This window comes from Bradyrhizobium barranii subsp. barranii, from assembly GCF_017565645.3.
Lineage (GTDB): Bacteria > Pseudomonadota > Alphaproteobacteria > Rhizobiales > Xanthobacteraceae > Bradyrhizobium > Bradyrhizobium barranii.
Map to the genome: position 1 here is coordinate 10,043,630 of NZ_CP086136.1, position 18,073 is coordinate 10,061,702.

Here is an 18,073-nt window from a genome sequence, read left to right on the forward strand (position 1 = left end):
AGCGGTGTATCGATGGCCGGGCCGCTCCCTTTGTGGGAATCTGCGGCGCCCTCGAATCAATCCCTGCCGCCCGCTTCCCGACGAGACTGATGGACATGGACCTCAAAGACTTCATGGAGTTCGTGCAGACCACCGCGCGCAGCGTCGGGGCGGAAATCTCCTCGCCCTGGTTCTACCTGCAATTCGGCCTGATCCTGGCCGCGGCCGGCATCGCCTATGCCGCGGAAGCCGGGGTTCGCAACCGCATCGACATGACATCGCTGGCGATACACTGGCCGCTGCCGCTCCGGCACTTCGCCCGGGTGATGGTCTCGAGCGCCTCGACGGCGGTGTTCACCCTGATGGTGATCCTCTCCCGCGTAGTGATGTATCACGCGACCTGGCCGAGCCGCAGCTATCTCCTGATGGTCGCCGCCAAGCTGGGACTGGCCTGGCTTGCGATCCGGCTCGTGACCTCGGTGCTGCGCAACGCCTTCATCGTCAAGCTGGTGTCGATCTCGGCGTGGTTCGTCGCGGCGCTGTCCATCATCGGACAGCTCGACACGACGGTCGACCTGCTCGATTCCTTTGCGATCGTGCTCGGCGGCCTGCGGCTGACGCCGCTGCTGGTGATCAAGGCCGGCGCGCTCCTGCTTATCGCGCTCTGGGCCACCAAGATCGCCAGCAATTTCGCCGAGAGCCGGATCAACTCGACCACCGATCTGACCCCGTCGGTGCAGGTGCTGCTGGTCAAGATCATCCGGATCGGGCTGCTGGCCATCGCAATCGTCATCGCGCTTGGCGCGGTCGGTATCGATCTCTCGGCGCTCGCGGTGTTCTCCGGCGCGGTCGGCGTCGGCATCGGTATCGGCCTACAGAAGATCGTCGCCAACTTCATCTCGGGCATCATCCTGCTTGCGGACAAGTCGGTGAAGCCGGGCGACCTCGTCACCATCGGCGACAATACCGGGCGCATCAGCGCGATGAAGACGCGCTATATTTCCGTCGCCGCCGGCGATGGCCGCGAATTCCTGGTGCCGAACGAGGACCTGGTGACGCAGAAGGTCGTCAACTGGACCTATACCGACAAGAACACGCTGGTGAAGATCGCCTTCGGCACCAATTACGACGCCGACCCGCGGCTGGTTTGCAAGCTCGCCGCGGAGACCGCGGCCGCCCATCCCCGCGCGCAGAAGGGCAAGCCGCCGAACAGCATCCTGACCGAGTTCGCGGAAGCCGGGATGAAGTTCTCGCTGACCTTCTGGATCGCGGACCCCGACGGCATGGATGGCGTCAAGAGCGACGTGATGCTGGCGCTGTGGGAGGCCTTCAAGCGCGAGGGCATCCGGGTTCCCTATCCCGTCCGCGAGATTCGCGTCCGGGGCGGCGCCCTGCCGGTGGAAACCACCGTAGAAGTCCCGAATTAGGCCCTGTTTCGGGCGCAAGAGCCACGCGTGACTTGCATGAGGGCCCGTGATCATTAGATTATGGCCCTGAAATCAAGCCCTTCCGCCGACATCGAGACCAGCCCCGCATGAGCTACGTCGAAGCCTCCGATACCTCCCTGCGCAAGACCGGACAGATCAAGCTGCACGGGCCGAGCGCCTTTGCCGGCATGCACAAGGCGGGCGCGCTGGTGGCGAAGTGCCTCGACGAGCTCACCGATATCGTCGGGCCCGGCGTGCCGACCGAGCGCATCGACCAGTTCGTCCGCGACTTCGCCTTCAGCCACGGCGCCTATCCGGCGACGCTGATGTATCGCGGCTACCGCTACTCGACCTGCACCTCGCTCAACCACGTGGTCTGCCACGGCATGCCCGGTGACCGTCCGTTGAAGGAAGGCGACATCGTCAACATCGACGTCACCTTCATCGTCGACGGCTGGTACGGCGATTCCAGCCGGATGTATGCGGTCGGCCCGATCGCCCGCAAGGCCGAGCGGCTGATCGAGGTGACGTATGAGGCGATGATGCGCGGCATCGCGGCGGTCAAGCCGGGCGCCACCACCGGCGACATCGGTCACGCCATCCAGAGCTTCGTCGAGCCTCAGGGCATGAGCGTGGTGCGCGATTTCTGCGGCCATGGCCTGGGGCGCATGTTCCACGACGAGCCGAACATCATCCATATCGGCCGGCCCGGCGAAGGCGTTCAGCTCAAGCCCGGCATGTTCTTCACCATCGAGCCGATGATCAATCTCGGCAAGCCGCACGTGAAGATCCTCTCCGACGGCTGGACCGCGGTGACCCGCGACCGCTCGCTGTCGGCGCAGTTCGAGCACTCCGTCGGGGTGACCGCGACGGGCGTCGAGATCTTCACGCTGTCGAAACGGCACGGCGAGACGCAGATCGGGTGATGGCCCGGCAGGACCGCGATGCGATCCTGCCATCCTGTTCGCCGGCGACGATCTGTCGTCAGAGGCGGACCTCTTACAGCACGTAGCCACCATCGATGGTGAGGCTGGCGCCGGTCATATAGCCGGATTCCGGGCCCGCCACATATGACACCAGCGCGGCGATCTCGCCGGGCTCACCGACGCGCTTCAACGGAACGATCTCTTTCAGCCGCGACACCATCGTGGCCGTCATGTCGGTCTCGGTCGGGCCCGGCTGGACGTTGTTGACCGTGATCCGGCGAGGCGCCAGGTCGAGCGCAACGCCGCGGACCAAGGAGGCAACGGCGGCCTTGGTCATGGCATAGACGCTGCCTCCCGGCGTCCCTGTCCGGATCGCCGTGTTGCTCCCGATCGTGATGATGCGGCCGCCGTCACGCATCTGCCCGGCTGCCGCCTGGATGGCCAGAAAGACGCCGCGGATATTCACATCGAGAATGAGGTCGAGGTCTTCCAGGCTGAACTGCTCGACGGGACCGAGGCGGAGAATGCCCGCGTTGACGACGACCGCATCAAGCACCCCAAGCCGGCTCACGGTCTCGGCGACGGCCGCGCGGATCGCGGCGGGATCGGCGCTATCGGCCTTGATCGCGACGGCCTTGCGGCCAGCGTTCTCGATCGCGGCCACGATTTCGGCGGCACTGTCCGGTCGCGACACGTAGGTCAGCGCGATATCGAACCCGTCCCGTGCGAGACGGACCGCGATCGCGGCGCCAATGCCGCGCGCTCCACCAAACACCAACGCGACTTTGCTGCTCATTTTCTCTCTCCTTATTTTGAACAATCGTTCCAGATTTGACCAAAAAAAATTACCCGACGGCGCGCAATGCGATGGCGCCGAGCGCCCGTAATTGGCGCGGCCTGGCGCCACCGCGCGCGGCGATTCGAATACCGGCAACATTCGCCAGCAGAAACTCGGCTGCGTCGTCGGCGTCGAGATCCCGCGCCACGTCGCCGTCGGCCTGCGCTTCGCGCAAGCGTTTCGAAACGGCGCCCTGGAGCGCGCGGCCTGACGCCGCATGGATGCTGGTGAGGTCATCCCGCGAGCGGCCGAACTCGCTGATCGAGCCGATGCCCAGGCAAGCCTCGTTCGCGTCGCGAACGACGCGGTCGATCATCGCCCTGAGGCCGTCAATCGCGCGCGGCGGCGCCCGCAGCGCGGCAAGATGGGCTTCGACCTCGCTGGCCGCGTAGCGGCGCACCGCTGCGCAATAGAGTTGCCATTTGTCGCCAAACGTATCGTAGATGCTCTGGCGGCCGATCCCCATGGCGTCAACAAGCATCGGCGTCGAGGTTCCCTCGAAACCGTGCTCGCGAAACGCACCGATCGCGGCATCGAGCGCCTCGTCCTGATCGAATTCCTTGGTCCTTGCCATGACACGACAATAGTCATTCTGGAACGAATAGTCAATTATAAAATGCGGCGGCATTGCCCGCGACACTGCGCAGATCGGGTGATGCCTGGCTGGACGTCCTAGTGGCGGCGCCGGAATGACGACGGCGGCCGCTTGTAGGTCGCGACAAATGCATCGTTGAATCTGCGAACGCTGCCGAAACCGGCGGCGAAGGCGATCTCCGCCAATGTCATGCTGGTCTGGTCGATCAGACGCTTGGCTTCCTGCACACGGCGGGTCGCGGCGATCTCGCTCGGGCTCGCACCGGCGTGGCGCATGAACAGGCGGAGCAGATGGCGCGGCCCGACGCCCAGGGCTTCCGCAAGGTCCATCATCGACGCGCGATCCAGGAATCCGTCATTGATCAGGCGCATCCCGCGCGCGACGGTGGTGGCCGTTCCCATCCAGGCCGGCGATCCCGGCGCAGTCTCGGGCCGGCAGCGCAGGCACGGGCGAAAGCCGGCGCGCTCGGCGGCAGCGGCGGTCGCATAAAAGGTGACGTTCTCGGAGCGAGCGGGGCGAACCGGGCAGACCGGCCGGCAGTAGATCCTCGTCGAGCGAACGCCGGAGAAGAACAGCCCGTCGAACGCGCGTGCCCGCGCCAGCCGCGCCCGATCGCAGGTGTCCCAGTCGAGATGCGGCGGCAGCGTTTGCCGATGTGCCGAGCCTGTTGCCATGGCGGAAGAATAGTTTCATCGCAGCCCGCCGAGTAGCTGGAATCGGACTCGATCGGGCGATGAGGTCCGAATCCAGCCAGCCTGCGCCACCGCGCCGGATCATGGTCCCGGTCCATCCCGGAGCAGATTCGCAATGCACACGCAGGCGCAACAAACGACGTCAGGACAAACCACGCTCACATTCGAGATCGGGCTCCTGCTCCTCCTCTCACTGATCTGGGGCAGCTCGTTCACGCTGATCAAGGTCGCAATCCCGACGATCCCGCCATTCACGATGGTCGCCGCGCGCGTGACGATCGCGGCGATTCTCCTGATCGCGATCGCGCGCGCTCAGGGGCACGCTCTTCCCGGTCGAGGACCGATCTGGGCGGCATTCTTCGTGCAAGGGCTGCTGCAAAGCGCGCTGCCGTTTACCTTGATCAGTTGGGGCGAGCTGCATATCGCAAGCGGTCTCGCCGGCGTGCTCAATGCGACCCCGCGGATGTTCGTGCTCGCGATCGCGATGATGACCGGACGTGGGCGGCAGGCGATCAGCAGCCGGAAGATCATCGGCGTCGCGCTCGGTCTTGCGGGCGTCGCGGTGACGATCGGCATCGATGCGCTGTCCGCCTTGGGCACGACGGCCCCGCTGGCGCAGGCCGCTGTGCTCGGCGCAAGCCTCTGCTACGCGCTCGCACCGATATGGGGGCAGCGGTTCTCCGGCTTTCCCGCCACCGTCACGGCGGCCGGCGCCATGAGCTGTGCGGCGATCCTCGTGGTCCCTGCCGCGCTCGTCCTCGAGCGACCCTGGACACTGGCACCGACTCCGCACGCGGTCGCGGCCGTCGTCAGCCTCGCGGTGATCTGCACGGCGCTCGCGATGGTGATCTATTTCCGCTTGATCCGCACGCTCGGCCCACTCGGCACGACCAGCGGCAGCTATCTGCGCGCCGGCTTCGCGGTGGCGCTCGGCACGGCATGGCTTGGCGAACGCTTCACCTGGTCGGCCCTTGCAGGCATGACGCTCATTCTCGCCGGGGTCATCGCCATCACGATGCCCCTGCCGGCGCGGCAGCGTGGTCTCGAACCGTAAGAGCGTCCGCGGGGCGGTCTCTTGGACCGCCCCCGAGTCGCCGTTGCAGATCAGGCGTGATTGACCTCGACGACCTCGCACAGGATCGTCTCGGCCTTCGACAGCGCCGCAAGGCTCCGGATGTACGGCGCAAATCGCGGATCCCGGCGAAAATTCTCGATGTCCCCCGCGCTTGCCCATTGCGAGTAATTGATCGCACGCCGGCCCTCCTTGCTGGCATGGACGCTGGACGAAATGAACCCGGGTTGCTTGCTGAAGAAGGTCTCGGTGCCCTCCTTCAGCAGCTGAACCAGCTTTTGCTGGTTGTCCGGCTCGACCGTGAAGACGTTGACGAGGGTCGTGACGTCGCTGCCGGTGCGAATGGTCGCTTCCATTTTCGAGCTCCTGTTCTGGCCGCGGGACGGCGCCGATTGCGCGGCGAGCAAGACACCGGCTCCGATGCCGGTGGCAACGAAGGCACGACGCGACGGCTCAGGTCTGGTCCGGGACATTGATATTCTCCTGTTGCGGAAGATCGGCCGGCCACTCGACCGGCCAACAGCGCTGAGACGAACGAGGCAGGAGAACGAAGACAGCTGGTGTGAAATTTTTTTCCGACGGCTCAGTCGCGCCGAGCGTAGACGGCGCCGGGAATCCGGGCCGGCAACATCCTGACCGGCTCCCGGCGTTGCCGATGTGCGCGAACTCTGCTACCCGGAGCGCGCCGAAAAAGGCATGGCCGGATTGGTAAGCCCGGCCTGTTCCTGACTTGCCAGGAATTCTGCCACCGTCTCCACGGTAGGACCCACGGCCGGACAGAGTGACGCGATCGTCACGCTGCTCGGCGGGTCATGTCGTCGTGTCAACTCGGCCGCCGCTCAGTGTGGAATCTCGTTCCGTCCGTTCCTTCACCTGAACGGAGAGCACCTATGCGACTGCAACATCTCAACCTCGTGACCTCGGACGTCACCGCGCTTGCCGCCTTCTTCGAGCGCTTCTTCGGCTTTGCACCCTATGCCTCGCGCGGCGAGGCCCTCGTCGTCCTGCGCAACAAGGAGGATTTCATCCTGACCGTGATGCGCGGCAAGACAGGCGAGCCGGCCGACTATCCCGCCAATTTCCATATCGGCTTCTACTACGACGAGGCAGCCGAGGTGGAAGCCAAGCACGCCGCGCTAAAGGCCGCGGGCCTCAACCCGAGCAGGATCGCCTCCATGGATCGTGGCGGCGGCGTCCGCGTCCCGCACTTCTATGTCACCGCGCCGGGCAATGTCCTGGTCGAGGTCTGCACCCCGCCGGGAGGGCTTTCGCCGTAGGCAGACGACGAGGCCCCGGCCGCCGCGCCAATGAGCGAGCCGCCGGGGCCGGACACCTCCCGGTTGCAAAACGCGCGCCGTACGGCATGGTTAGGCCTGATGCCCGCCAAGACCGACCACGACAAGAGCAAGCCCGAAGACGCGCCGCACTATCACGGCCATCGCGAACGGCTGCGCGAGCGTTTCTACAGCGCGGGCGCGGATGCGCTCAGCGACTACGAGCTGTTGGAGATGGCGCTGTTTCCGGCGCTGCCGCGACGCGACACCAAGCCGCTGGCGAAAACGCTGATCAAGATTTTCGGCTCGTTCGCCGAAGCCGTCCACGCACCGGTGGCACGCCTGCGCGAGGTCGACGGCATCGGCGAAGCCGCGATCCACCAGCTCAAGCTGATCGCCGCGGCAACGCACCGCGTCGCCAAGGGCGAGGTCAACAGCCGCAACGCGCTGTCGTCCTGGAACGAAGTGATCGACTATTGCCGATCCAGCATGGCGTTTTCAGACAAGGAGCAATTCCGCCTGCTCTTCCTCGACAAGCGCAACCAGCTGATCGCCGACGAGGTGCAGCAGACCGGCACCGTCGACCACACCCCGGTCTATCCACGCGAGGTGATCAAGCGCGCGCTGGAGCTGTCGGCGACCGCGTTGATCCTGGTGCACAACCACCCCTCAGGCGATCCCTCGCCCTCGCAGGCCGACATCCAGATGACCAAGGCCATCATCGACATCGCAAAACCGCTCGGTATCGCCGTGCACGACCACATCATCGTCGGCAAACAAGGTCACGCCAGTCTGAAGGGACTGAAGCTGATCTAAACGACGTCGCCTCTTGGGGGCTAAAGCGGACCTTACCGCGAACCTCGCAAAACGACGCGATTGCCCCAGAGCAGTCATCAGTCCCGCTGGCAACTCGAGGTTGTCCAGAGAGCACGGCGTGGATCCGTTGGATCAGCATTGTTGTCCCATGCGTGACTCGTAAGCGACAGTGGTCGGGATAATGGATTGCTGCCGCGATCGCCACAGATGCGGCGTCTTCGCACAACAATTCTGGTGCTCGTTGCCTTTCGCGATCGCGTGTGATCGGGCGCAACAAAATGGAACTGCGCAAGCCTTTGCGATTACTTGCCGGTCAGGCGCCGCGTCGGCACCCTCTGCGAGCACGGGTGCTTTCCGTTGTTCTGCCTTGCGTGATTATCATCGCCGCACCGCAAGCGGCCCGCGCTCAATGTACAACTGATCCTGTCAACGGCGGCATCCTTCAGAACGGCGGAACCTGCGCAGCCAATAATCCGGTGAGCACCGGTTTCAACATCGCGGTCAGCGCGTTGAACGGCGCAAACGTGACGACCAATGGCACGGTGACGGCCAATGGTGGTGGAACAGGAATACAGGCCACCACCAACGCCACGGTCACCGCAAACGCAAATGTAACCGCCGCCAGCACTGGCCTGATTGCGAACACCGGCGGCACGATCATCATTAATGCGATCACCCTGGCGAATTCTGGCGGCGGCGGCGCGGCCATGATCGCCACCACCGGCACGATCATCGCGAATAGCACGACTGTGAATTGGAACGGCGGCGCCGCGGTCGGGGTGGGCGGGGTAGTGCAGGCCACGGCGGGAGGTCTGATTCAATTCACACCTGGCTCGTCGATCAATCTCAGCGGTGGCTTCGGCAAGTTGATGACCGCCGACGGTGCGACAAGCCAAATCATCGCCAATGGTCTTTCCGTGAACATGGGGGCTTCGGGCGGCATGACCGCGGCTACGGCGCAGAACGGGGGGAGTATCCAGCTTGCGAGCGGCAGCAGCATCACGTTCGCCGGAGGCGGCGGGAATACCGGCTTATCGGCAACAGGGACCAACAGTTCGATCACGGCGACCGATCTGAGCTTGTCGGTAGGTAATGGCGGTGGTGATGTCGGTGTGAACGCCGCGTCCGGGGGCCAGGTGACGTTGACGCGCGGCTCCGTTACCGTTCCGGGCATTGGCGGCGGGGAGATAGGACTTCGGGCGACGGGGGCGAACAGCCTGATTACCGCAAACGATGTGGTCGTCAGCGTGACGGGAGGCGGTGGAAACGCTGGAGTGAATGCGACGACTGGCGGCACCGTTACGACGAGTGGTGGCTCGGTGTCCGTCGTCAACGGCGCGGGCGGGCTGCTGCAGAACGGCGGCAACGTAACCATGACCGGAACCGACGTGACCGCGTCAGGAAATGGCGGCTTCGGCTTTCTGTTCAACGGTAGCGGAAACACGTTGCAGTACAGCAACGCCACCATCGTGGCCAGCGCCGCCTCCTTCTCGGTGCAGGGCGGCGCGGCCAACATCAGTCTTAGTAATGCCGTCGCAGTAACAAATAACAACACCCTGCTCGAAACGGTGTCTGGAGCCAGCACGACGTTCAACGCACAGGCATCGACCTTGCGAGGGGTGATCACGACGGCGGCCGGCGGCATCAGCACAGTCACCCTTGCGCAGAATACCGTCTGGACGATGACGGGCAATTCGAACGCAACCAACCTGACCAACAACAGCAGTGAGATCATCTTCACCCCGCCGACCACGGACCCCACACAACTGTCGAGCTACAAGACGCTGATTGCGAATAACTATGGGGGCGCAGGCGGCTCGATCACGCTCAATACTTTTCTCGGCAACGACACTTCGCCATCCGACAGGCTGGTCATTAACGGCGGCGCAGCGACGGGCTCGACAACGCTAAGAGTATTGAACACGACCGGTCCCGGCGATCAGACCGTTGCGAACGGCATCCTTTTGGTGCAGACCGTCAACAACGCCACCACGGCGCCCGGCGCTTTCTCGCTCGCCGGCGAGGTGCGCGGCGGCGCTTATGATTACTTCCTGTTTCGCGGCGGCATTAACGGCAATGCGCCCCAGGATTGGTTCCTGCGCTAGACTTTCGATTCGGGGCCGACACCCCCGGACCCGCCGATTATCCCGCCGCCGATCCTGCCGCCCGATCCGCCGCCGGACGGCCTGCCGCCCGGCTCCTACCCAATCATCGGGCCTGGACTTGCAACCTACGGGTCCGTTCAACCTATGGCCCGGCAAATCGGCCTCGCCACGCTTGGTACGCTCAACCAGCGAGTCGGCGACACGATGACATTGTTGAATGCGGGTGCCGCCCCCAATGGCTGGGGCCGGTCAGACTGGGCGCGCGTTTTCGGTCAGCAGATCAACGGCGACTACCAGGCCTTCGCCGACCCGCGCACCGATGGCTGGCTGGCGGGCTTCCAAGGCGGAATCGATCTCTGGCGCGGCAGCACCATCCCCGGTCACCGCGACTCTGCTGGACTTTACTTCGCCTATACCCAGGCGCGGGCCGACGTGACCGGGCTGGTCACAAACCCGGCGGCCACTGGCTACATGCTCACCCGCACCGGGACCAACGACATCCAGGCTTACTCGGCCGGCGGCTACTGGACGCATTACGGTCCGACCGGCTGGTACCTCGACGCGATCCTGCAGGGGACGCTCTATCGCGGCAACGCGACGACGCAATTCACGCAATTGCCGCTCACGGGCGCCGGCTTCGTTGCTTCGCTGGAGACGGGCTATCCAATCCCGATGCCGCTTGGCCCAGGCTTCGTGCTCGAGCCACAGGCCCAGATCATCTGGCAACGGGTCTCGTTCGACGAAGCCAATGACGGTCTGGGCCCGGTCGGGCTGGGCACGACGTCGGGTCCGATCGGACGGCTCGGCCTGCGCGGGCAGTGGAATACCACGAGCAGCAACGGGATGCTCTGGCAGCCTTATGCAGGCGTCAATTACTGGCGCAGCTGGGGCGCGGGAGCGGACACCACTTTTGGCATCGATCAAGTGCTGCTGCTGCAGAAGATGCAGACGGTCGAAACCTTCGTCGGCTTCACCGGCAAGCTCGACAAGAGCTATAGCGTCTATGCTCAATTCGGTTATCAATTCGACGTCGGCAGCACGGTCAACGCGGGCTCGCAAGGCGCCAAAGGCACCGCGGGCATACGCTACAGCTGGTGAATAGGGTTTCATCAAGCTGCTTGCGATCTCTACGCGCAGCGAGGCCCGCATTCCGCGGCCTGCCGTATACACTATGTGCATGTCCGGATGCGGCCCTGTTTGGCCGCTTCCATGCGGCCGTCTTCGCTTGGTCACCAATGCCCCGGATTGGCAGCCTACAACGCGCCGATCGCCTCGGCTAAAGCATGATCCGGAAAAGTGCGCAGCGGTTTTCCCTCGCGACAAACGCGGAGCGCGTTTGCGCGGAGATCATGCTCAAACAACAACCTAAAGCGCGATGACGATTCATCCCAATCTCATCGCGCTTTAGGCAAGATGACTGGCCAGCCGGAAGGTCTCTCAGCGAGCTCGGCAGGGCGGGCCGATGATCACTTCCTTACGGCAGCGACCCTCTAAGGTCCGCGACACCAAAATCTACCGTGGCTCCGCCACCGTTCTCAGAAGTCGTCTGGGTGCGGCCTCGCTGTGCGCTGACACAGCGATGACCCGGTCGCCTTTCTTCTCCGCCAGTCCGACATTTCGAGCGAGGATCGCGCCAAGCAAAAGCATCGTGACCATCAGCCCGCTCACGGACGCAGTCACATAAACATTGGACCAATTGCGCATCACTACACCACCCATGCGCACCGCCCCGGCCCGATGCAACATGCGTCGTTGAGTCGTTAGGCGATTTGGTGGCGCGGCAGTGGCGTTCTGGAGTTCACCTCACTTGTTACGCGGTGGCGGCCACTCGTTGCAGGTTCGTGGCGAGCGGATTGCTTTGAGCAGCCTTTCCTGTGGACCGCCGCACTTCCATCACAGGAGGCAGCATGGACTCAGGCATACTCCGAAATTGCGCGGCTTGCTCTCCCGGCCGCGCGGATCTGGCCTGGAGCCCCGGCTGGTACGGTCGGGGCTCTCTTTGGAGCGGCTCTCTGAGACCGTTCAGCTTGGCCTCGGACGGCGGTCTTCGTGCTGCCAGTCGCCTAAGCGACTAACCCGATCACTAGCTCCGTCAGAACTGCTGACTTTGCTATCCGCTTCCGGGATTTCAGCGCCGTTCGTCTGGATCAGAAATAGCTGTTTCTGCATCTCGACGAGGCGCGCGCGGCTATATTGCCACCGGATAAAGCCGCAGCCGCGCCGTGCTAATTGTTGCGCGCAGCTCAAATGACGACAATTCCGGGCTGCATCGTGCGCGTCGGACTGAAGCATCACTTGCGCTGATCTGTTTACGGCGACTTCCGCTTCTGGCCCGTCTCGGACCTCACGACGCCGAAGCAGAATGCCCGCCACTGAGGTGAGAGCTGAAGTCCGCTGATGGTCCCTGGTGAGTGAAATGGCTTATAAAGGCGCTTCCACGTGTTAACGTGATCATCACGAACGATCACTGCTTACAGTCCCCTGCTACTACCCCACCTAAAAAATCTATTGTGTGTTCAACGCATTACGTGAAGCGATAGATTCATCCACAACCACCCCTCGGGCGATCCCTCGCCCTCGCAGGCCGACATCCAGATGACCAAGGCCATCATCGACATCGCCAAGCCGCTCGGCATCGCGGTGCACGACCACGTCATCGTCGGCAGAAACGGCCATGCCAGCCTGCGCGGGATGCGGTTGATCTAGAGCCTCAAATCAGATGACAAGGACACGATGAGCGACTGGCTGCACAATCTGCCGGTGCCTGCAATGGCGCTGGTGATCTTTGGATTCACGTACCTGCTCGCCGCGGCCATCTTCGCAGGCATCGCGAGGGCTGCGACGGAGGAGCGCGCGAAGTCGCTGAAGGCGATCTCGCCGGGCATGCTGCCGGTGCTCGGCATCATCTTCGGCCTGTTCGTCGCCTTCATCGCCGCGCAGGTTTGGGGCGACAGCGACCGCGCCAGCGCCGCGGTGAGCCGCGAGGCCAGTGCGCTGCGCAGCGCCGTGCTGCTGGCCGCCGGCCTGCCGGCGGAGCAGGAGACGAAGCTGCGCGGCCTGGTGCGCGACTATGTCGGGCAGGCCGTCGCGGTGGAATGGCCGATGATGGCGCATCAGGAGGTGTCGCTGAAGGTCACGCCGCCGGCGCTCGCCGAAGCCCTGCAGTTCGTCGTTGCGATGACGCCGCAAGGCCCCGGGCAGGCGAATGTACAGCGCGAGCTCATCGCCGCGCTGGAGCAGGCCCTGGATGCGCGGCGGCAGCGGATCATCGTCAGCCTCGCCGCGGTGAACCCGGTCAAATGGTGGTGCCTGTACCTCCAGGCGGCCTGCGCGCTGCTGGTGATCGGCCTCGTTCATTGCGACAACCGGCTGGGATCGGCGATCGCGATGGGCCTGTTCGCCACCGGCGTCGCCACCTCCGTCCTGCTCATCGCTGCGCACGACCGGCCGTTCGCCGGCCAGATCTCGATCCAGCCGGAGCCGCTGCTCCAGATCATGCCGGCAGACCCCGGCAAGAGTTGAGCAGAGCGGCCGGCCCCGCGAGAGAGCATCTCACCGAACGGACTGCCAGCCCTTCGGCGTCCAGCGCAGCAGCGTGCCGGACAGCGGCTTCGGCGCGCGCGCCATCATGTTCCTGGCCAGCGTCCGCAGCGCGTCGATCGCGGCACCGCTGTCTTCGCTTGCATAGAGCACGAGATCGGCCGACGGCGCCGCGACGATCAGGACACCGCCCTGGGCCTGCGCGAGCGGCGCCCAGCTGTCGATCAGCGCGAGCCGGCTGGTCTGATATTAGTCCCCCGTCAGCGTGCCGAACTGTCCTGACGGGACCGCTTTTGCGACCGTCGTGAGCGGCTTCACGCTGTTGCGCAGATTGGCGATGGCGATGTCGAAGACCTGGTCCTGCGTCAAGCCGAGCGCGGCACGATCCTTGTCGTTGAACACCCTGACCGCCCGCGGCGAATCCAGCACCGGGACGATCACCAGCCCCTCTACCAGGGGCCGCGTCAGCGCCGGGCCGCGCGCGTCGACCTCCCGAAGCGCCCGCTGCATGTAATCGGCCGAGCGCACGACCACGCGAAGGGCTGCTCGGGTCGGCTGATCGTTCCGGCTGCTCGCCGTTGCCTTGACGCCGCTGACATAGGCGCCGATCTCCCTGGCGCAGCCGCCCGTATTGGCCTTGCAGAAGGCGTAGATGCGGTCGAGGTTGGTTTGCAGAGGGCCGACCGACAGCGTCAGCGGTCCCTTGATCACGACCGGGGCGTCACGAATCTCGGCGCGGATACGCTCGGCCACGAAAGCCGTAAACGCGGGTTCGTCGGCTGGAATCTGTTGCGCCCGGGCAGCCCCGGCTCCGACGAGATCGCCGGCCACGATCGCGGCGATCAGCCACCGGCATATGCGAGATCGGATGCTCATGCGAACCACCAGCTCGGGAGAGCGGCTCGCCGGCCGATACTCACCCCTCCGCGTCCAATCTACTGCCGGGCGCCGTCAATCCTGTGGGCGCCGGCGGTTGATCGATCAATAGCAATAGCGTTGGCTGACCCGGACGTAATAGCCGTCGGGACGCTGCACATAACAGCCGCGCTGATAGGCGTAGTAACCGGAGCGGCGGCGCTCGCCCTCGGAAGCGATCGCAGCGCCCGTGCCGGCACCGACGACGGCGCCGATTGCGGCGCCGCGGCCTCCGCCGAGCGCACCACCGAGGATCGCCCCGCCGACACCGCCGATGATCGCACCGCCGATGGCATCCTGGGCTGCAGCCTCATGCGCCGGCATCGCCATCGCGACCGTCAGACATGCCGCGATTCCAAAACTTCCAATGCGAAGACCTCGAAGCATGCTCGCCCTCCCTGTGATGAGCCAGTCATAGCGCCGGAAGTGGATTCGGACCAGACAAATAGCCGGCGGCGCGGCTCACGACGCCTACGCGATGGCGTCGGAGGCACAGCGCGAAGACGGCTCGAACCATGCCGCGAGCGATGCACAGGCCGGCCGATCGGACGTCAGGGATCGATCCAGCGCTGCACGGCCTCGGCGGTGTCGGCCGGCGTGGAGTTGAAGCAGATCGCGGCGTCAGGCGCCAGTTGATGGACGAGGTTGAGCACCTTCTCGAACAGCAGCAGGCGCTCTTTCGGCTCGCGCAGCCCCGCGCCGATCACGATGCAGTCGAAGCGCTCGTCGCGCAGTGCGGCCGTGACGCCGGCTTCGGCGGTCGCGTCGAGATCGATCAGGCAGCTCGTGACCTCGTAGCCGAGATCACGCAGGCGCAGCAATTGCGCTTCGATATGATGGCGCACGAGCTCCGGCGTGAGCTGCGGAAATGCGCTGTAATCCGCATTGCCGGGTTCGATGCCGATCGCGAGGACGCGCTTGGCCATGCAGGGCTCCCTACCGCATCGTCTGAAATGCTAACGGACGAACGACCATGCCGGTTCCCCCGCTGGCGGGTCGCGCTGCCGGCGAAGGCGCGGGTCCCGTCCTGCGGCGCATTTTCGCGCCCAGGCTGTAAGCCATTTCACATGCGCCGGGCCGGCAACCTGCCACATTTGCCGGTGATCACGTTGGAGTCACACCCGATCACGGCACCTGGTCCATATCTGACTTGCACGAAATTTCGATAATTCATCAATTTTCGGGAGCGGAAGATGGTCTCATTCGAGAGTCTGAAAAGCGAGTACGAGCGGAATTGGGCCGATCTCGAGATCCGGCCTTCCCGCCTCGGCGACGCGAATGGCGTCGCGCGCAAGGCGATCAACGGCAAGGCGACCTATCAGCAGATCGAGCGGTTGACCGGAGTCCCCTGGTATTTTGCCGCGCTCTGCCACTACCGCGAATCCAACTTCGATTTCGACACCTATCTCGGCAACGGCGAAACGCTTCATCGCGTGACGACCATCGTTCCGAAGGGGCGCGGCCCCTTTACCACGTTCGTGGACGGCGCCGTGGACGCGTTCAGAATCGAGAATTTCATCGGCGCCCACGACTGGGGCATCGCGCGGATGCTGTTCCGGCTCGAGGCGTTCAACGGCTTCGGCTATCACTCGAAGGGCTGCAATTCGCCTTACCTCTATGGCGGTTCGACACTGTACGGCCCGCCCGAGGCGAGGGCCGGAAAATTCGTCCGCGACCATGTGTTCGACTCGAACCACGTCGATTCCCAGCTCGGCACGGCGGTGATTCTGCATGCGATGATGTCGCTCGATTCCTCGATCACCCTCGACGGCAGCCCGCAATTCGCGGCCGCACTGAGCCCGAGGACGATGCGGCGTCGACGATTGTTCTGATGCAACAGGCGCTCAACAAGCTCGGCGCCAATCCGCCGCTCGTCGAGGACGGCATCAGCGGACCGAAGACCGGGGCCGCGGTCTCGCAGTTTCAGCAGCAGAACGGCCTGAGGGACACCGGGCTTCTCGACGGGGCCACGGTCGCGGCACTCACGCGTGCAACGCAGGCGGGAGGTTCCGTGCAGAGCGGCGATCTGTCCAAGATCCTGAAGCGGCTGGAGGACCTCGCACACTTGCTGCGACCGTCAGCCGGCGGCGTAACACCGGGAACGACGACACCGGGCAACACGCTGCCCGCCACCAACGATCCGATCAACCTGTTCGAACGGCTCTTCTCCCTCATCAACAAGACGGCGCCCGTGCCAGGACCGGTCAGCCCGACCAATCCAGCCCCCGTCGATCAGTTGAAGCAGGTCGTCGACCTGCTCAGCACGCTGCTCAACAAGGACGGCAAGCCGGTGCTCGGCCAGGTCAACGGCGCGCTCGGCGAGACCATCGGCAAGCTGCTCGACGGCAAGAAGACGGCACTCGGCATCGGCGGCTCGGTGCTCACTGCGCTGCTCTCTTCGGTGACCGCGAGCCCGAATGCGGGCGGTATTGCCGGACTGCTCGGAACGATCGTATCGGCGGTGCCGGGCCTCGGCCAGTTCGCGATGCCGATCTCGCTGGCGCTCACGGCCTGGGGCGTGCTCGGCAAGTTCGAGAAGTGGGCGCAAGGCACCGCGCCGCCGCCGAAGCCGACGACGTAAAGCCGTTTGCGTCTTCAGCCGTCGGCATCGGCAATGGCTGCCGCTCGCCGCTCCATCAACACGCGCTCGCGCGCATTGTTCGTGAGACGCGCTGCGGTCTCGAACGATCGTCGCGCCTCGGCGAAGCGACCGAGCTTCTCCAGGAGGTCGCCGCGGACAGAATGGAGATGGTGGTAAGTCCCGAGCGCCGGTTCGTCCGCGATCATGTCCACGAGATCGAGACCGGCCTGCGGCCCTTCGGCCATGCCAAGCGCGACCGCCCGGTTGAGCTCGATCACCGGCGAGCGCACCAGCGCCGCGAGCTGGCCATAGAGCTCCGCGATGCGGCGCCAGTCGGTGGCAACGGCCGTCTCCGCCGTCGCGTGGCACGCGACGATCGCGGCCTGCAGCGTGTAGAACCGTCCGGCACCGCCGAGCTCGCGCGCGCGATCGAGCGCGCGAAGGCCGCTGCCAATCTGGCGCCGGTCCCAGAGCCTGCGGTCCTGGTCCATGAGCAGGATGGGCTCGCCATCGATGCCCGTGCGCGCCTGCTTCCGCGCGGCATTCAGCTCCATCAGTGCCATGAGACCGTGGACCTCGGGCTCGAGAGGCGCGAGCCCGACCAGCACCCGCCCCATGCGCAGAGCCTCGTCGCAGAGCTGCGGCCGCAGCCACTCCTCGCCGCCTGAGGCCGAATAGCCCTCGTTGATTATGAGATAGACGACCTCGAGCACCGAGGCGAGACGCTCCGAAAGCGCCTCGCCGCTCGGGATCTCGTAGCTCAGGCCCGACCGCGACAGCGTGCGCTTGGCGCGGACGATGCGCTGGGCGATGGTTGCCTCCGTGACCAGGAAGGCGCGCGCGATCTCGTCGGTGGTCAGGCCGCAGATCATACGCAATGCCAGCGCCGCGCGCGCCTGCCGCGGCAGCAGCGGGTGACAGGCCGTGAAGATCAGCCGCAACCATTCGTCACCGATATCGTCGTCGAGGGCGGCGTCGAAATCCGGCATCGCGTCCTGCTCCTGCATCAGCTCGTGCGTCAGCAGGTCCTGCTTGCGGGTGAGCATCTTTGCCCGGCGCAGATGATCGAGCCCGCGGCGCTTGGCCGTCGCAACCAGCCAGGCGCCGGGATTGTCCGGCACCCCGCTGTGCGGCCACGCTTCCAGCGCTGCGACCAGAGCGTCCTGGGTCAATTCCTCCGCCAGCGGCACGTCGCGCAGCATGCGCGACAGCGTGGCGATCAGCCGTGGCTGCGCGACGCGCCAGGTTGCGTGAATCGCGGCGCGGATCTCGCGATCGATGTCGGCGGTCGTCATCGCCGCCGACCAGAGCCC

17 protein-coding genes and 2 pseudogenes are annotated in these 18,073 nt (G+C 65.0%); 10 read left to right on the forward strand and 9 right to left on the reverse strand.

From position 1 onward, the window contains the following. Positions 1 to 89 precede the first annotated feature (89 nt). Together J4G43_RS48805 and map are read left to right on the forward strand one after the other, a co-directional pair. Positions 90 to 1,406: a mechanosensitive ion channel family protein gene (locus J4G43_RS48805; RefSeq protein ID WP_208089130.1), complete on the forward strand. Its 1,317-nt coding sequence runs from the start codon at positions 90 to 92 to the stop codon at positions 1,404 to 1,406. Positions 1,407 to 1,513: 107 nt separating this feature from the next. Beyond that, complete coding sequence (gene map, locus J4G43_RS48810) at positions 1,514 to 2,332, forward strand: type I methionyl aminopeptidase (RefSeq protein WP_063980716.1); 819 nt, start codon at positions 1,514 to 1,516, stop codon at positions 2,330 to 2,332. A 73-nt stretch (positions 2,333 to 2,405) separates the two neighbouring features. On the opposite strand, the gene J4G43_RS48815 is transcribed toward map, so the two are convergent. From J4G43_RS48815 to J4G43_RS48825, 3 genes are all read right to left on the reverse strand, one after another. Continuing rightward, positions 2,406 to 3,128 (reverse strand): 3-oxoacyl-ACP reductase family protein, encoded by a 723-nt coding sequence (locus J4G43_RS48815; protein WP_155795506.1) that lies wholly within the window; start codon positions 3,126 to 3,128, stop codon positions 2,406 to 2,408. A 49-nt stretch (positions 3,129 to 3,177) separates the two neighbouring features. Next, positions 3,178 to 3,744, reverse strand: coding sequence for a TetR/AcrR family transcriptional regulator (locus J4G43_RS48820; protein ID WP_208089131.1), 567 nt, complete (start codon positions 3,742 to 3,744; stop codon positions 3,178 to 3,180). A gap of 98 nt (positions 3,745 to 3,842) precedes the next feature. Further along, entirely contained in the window at positions 3,843 to 4,439 is a 597-nt protein-coding gene (locus tag J4G43_RS48825; RefSeq protein WP_208089132.1) for a bifunctional transcriptional activator/DNA repair enzyme AdaA, read from the reverse strand. Positions 4,440 to 4,572: 133 nt separating this feature from the next. On the opposite strand from J4G43_RS48825, the gene J4G43_RS48830 reads away from it, so the two are divergent. Next, a complete protein-coding gene (locus J4G43_RS48830) occupies positions 4,573 to 5,511 on the forward strand; it encodes a DMT family transporter (RefSeq protein WP_208089133.1) in 939 nt (312 codons plus the stop codon). Between the two features lie 50 nt (positions 5,512 to 5,561). Here J4G43_RS48830 and J4G43_RS48835 read toward each other — a convergent pair whose 3' ends face one another. Then, on the reverse strand, positions 5,562 to 6,002 hold the full coding sequence (locus J4G43_RS48835) for an antibiotic biosynthesis monooxygenase family protein (protein WP_225005580.1): 441 nt from the start codon (positions 6,000 to 6,002) through the stop codon (positions 5,562 to 5,564). Between the two features lie 417 nt (positions 6,003 to 6,419). On the opposite strand from J4G43_RS48835, the gene J4G43_RS48840 reads away from it, so the two are divergent. From J4G43_RS48840 to J4G43_RS48865, 6 genes and pseudogenes are all read left to right on the forward strand, one after another. After that, positions 6,420 to 6,806, forward strand: coding sequence for a VOC family protein (locus tag J4G43_RS48840; protein WP_208089134.1), 387 nt, complete (start codon positions 6,420 to 6,422; stop codon positions 6,804 to 6,806). Between the two features lie 99 nt (positions 6,807 to 6,905). Continuing rightward, positions 6,906 to 7,619, forward strand: a complete 714-nt coding sequence (gene radC, locus J4G43_RS48845) for a RadC family protein (RefSeq protein WP_208089135.1) — start codon at positions 6,906 to 6,908, stop codon at positions 7,617 to 7,619. Between the two features lie 278 nt (positions 7,620 to 7,897). Continuing rightward, positions 7,898 to 9,724: a hypothetical protein gene (locus tag J4G43_RS48850; protein ID WP_208089136.1), complete on the forward strand. Its 1,827-nt coding sequence runs from the start codon at positions 7,898 to 7,900 to the stop codon at positions 9,722 to 9,724. Positions 9,725 to 9,868: 144 nt separating this feature from the next. Continuing rightward, positions 9,869 to 10,822 (forward strand): autotransporter outer membrane beta-barrel domain-containing protein, encoded by a 954-nt coding sequence (locus J4G43_RS48855; protein WP_208089137.1) that lies wholly within the window; start codon positions 9,869 to 9,871, stop codon positions 10,820 to 10,822. 1,446 nt (positions 10,823 to 12,268) lie between these two features. Next, a pseudogene (locus J4G43_RS48860) lies at positions 12,269 to 12,430 on the forward strand (JAB domain-containing protein); the annotation flags it as partial. Positions 12,431 to 12,457: 27 nt separating this feature from the next. After that, positions 12,458 to 13,246: a bestrophin-like domain gene (locus J4G43_RS48865; protein ID WP_063980707.1), complete on the forward strand. Its 789-nt coding sequence runs from the start codon at positions 12,458 to 12,460 to the stop codon at positions 13,244 to 13,246. A gap of 30 nt (positions 13,247 to 13,276) precedes the next feature. On the opposite strand, the gene J4G43_RS48870 is transcribed toward J4G43_RS48865, so the two are convergent. From J4G43_RS48870 to J4G43_RS48885, 4 genes are all read right to left on the reverse strand, one after another. Next, on the reverse strand, positions 13,277 to 13,417 hold the full coding sequence (locus J4G43_RS48870) for a hypothetical protein (protein WP_225005582.1): 141 nt from the start codon (positions 13,415 to 13,417) through the stop codon (positions 13,277 to 13,279). Between the two features lie 96 nt (positions 13,418 to 13,513). After that, positions 13,514 to 14,140 carry a DUF1444 domain-containing protein gene (locus J4G43_RS48875; protein WP_225005584.1) on the reverse strand — a complete coding sequence of 209 codons (627 nt, stop codon included), beginning with the start codon at positions 14,138 to 14,140 and terminating at the stop codon, positions 13,514 to 13,516. 105 nt (positions 14,141 to 14,245) lie between these two features. After that, positions 14,246 to 14,566, reverse strand: coding sequence for a YMGG-like glycine zipper-containing protein (locus tag J4G43_RS48880; RefSeq protein ID WP_063980706.1), 321 nt, complete (start codon positions 14,564 to 14,566; stop codon positions 14,246 to 14,248). 164 nt (positions 14,567 to 14,730) lie between these two features. Next, a complete protein-coding gene (locus J4G43_RS48885; RefSeq protein ID WP_071908405.1) occupies positions 14,731 to 15,105 on the reverse strand; it encodes a hypothetical protein in 375 nt (124 codons plus the stop codon). A gap of 267 nt (positions 15,106 to 15,372) precedes the next feature. On the opposite strand from J4G43_RS48885, the pseudogene J4G43_RS48890 reads away from it, so the two are divergent. After that, a pseudogene (locus J4G43_RS48890) lies at positions 15,373 to 16,760 on the forward strand (peptidoglycan-binding protein). 14 nt (positions 16,761 to 16,774) lie between these two features. Here J4G43_RS48890 and J4G43_RS48895 read toward each other — a convergent pair. Beyond that, positions 16,775 to 18,055, reverse strand: coding sequence for an RNA polymerase sigma factor (locus J4G43_RS48895; RefSeq protein WP_208089138.1), 1,281 nt, complete (start codon positions 18,053 to 18,055; stop codon positions 16,775 to 16,777). Between the last annotated feature and the right edge of the window lie 18 nt (positions 18,056 to 18,073).

Coding starts and splice junctions, on each gene's coding strand:
- J4G43_RS48875 (WP_225005584.1), bottom strand. CDS start 14,140: ATGAGCATCCGATCTCGCATATGCCGGTGGCTGATCGCCGCGATCGTG.
- map (WP_063980716.1), top strand. CDS start 1,514: ATGAGCTACGTCGAAGCCTCCGATACCTCCCTGCGCAAGACCGGACAG.
- J4G43_RS48815 (WP_155795506.1), bottom strand. CDS start 3,128: ATGAGCAGCAAAGTCGCGTTGGTGTTTGGTGGAGCGCGCGGCATTGGC.
- J4G43_RS48855 (WP_208089137.1), top strand. CDS start 9,869: ATGGCCCGGCAAATCGGCCTCGCCACGCTTGGTACGCTCAACCAGCGA.
- J4G43_RS48840 (WP_208089134.1), top strand. CDS start 6,420: ATGCGACTGCAACATCTCAACCTCGTGACCTCGGACGTCACCGCGCTT.
- radC (WP_208089135.1), top strand. CDS start 6,906: ATGCCCGCCAAGACCGACCACGACAAGAGCAAGCCCGAAGACGCGCCG.
- J4G43_RS48825 (WP_208089132.1), bottom strand. CDS start 4,439: ATGGCAACAGGCTCGGCACATCGGCAAACGCTGCCGCCGCATCTCGAC.
- J4G43_RS48820 (WP_208089131.1), bottom strand. CDS start 3,744: ATGGCAAGGACCAAGGAATTCGATCAGGACGAGGCGCTCGATGCCGCG.
- J4G43_RS48850 (WP_208089136.1), top strand. CDS start 7,898: ATGGAACTGCGCAAGCCTTTGCGATTACTTGCCGGTCAGGCGCCGCGT.
- J4G43_RS48895 (WP_208089138.1), bottom strand. CDS start 18,055: ATGACGACCGCCGACATCGATCGCGAGATCCGCGCCGCGATTCACGCA.
- J4G43_RS48805 (WP_208089130.1), top strand. CDS start 90: ATGGACATGGACCTCAAAGACTTCATGGAGTTCGTGCAGACCACCGCG.
- J4G43_RS48835 (WP_225005580.1), bottom strand. CDS start 6,002: ATGTCCCGGACCAGACCTGAGCCGTCGCGTCGTGCCTTCGTTGCCACC.
- J4G43_RS48880 (WP_063980706.1), bottom strand. CDS start 14,566: ATGCTTCGAGGTCTTCGCATTGGAAGTTTTGGAATCGCGGCATGTCTG.
- J4G43_RS48830 (WP_208089133.1), top strand. CDS start 4,573: ATGCACACGCAGGCGCAACAAACGACGTCAGGACAAACCACGCTCACA.
- J4G43_RS48885 (WP_071908405.1), bottom strand. CDS start 15,105: ATGGCCAAGCGCGTCCTCGCGATCGGCATCGAACCCGGCAATGCGGAT.
- J4G43_RS48865 (WP_063980707.1), top strand. CDS start 12,458: ATGAGCGACTGGCTGCACAATCTGCCGGTGCCTGCAATGGCGCTGGTG.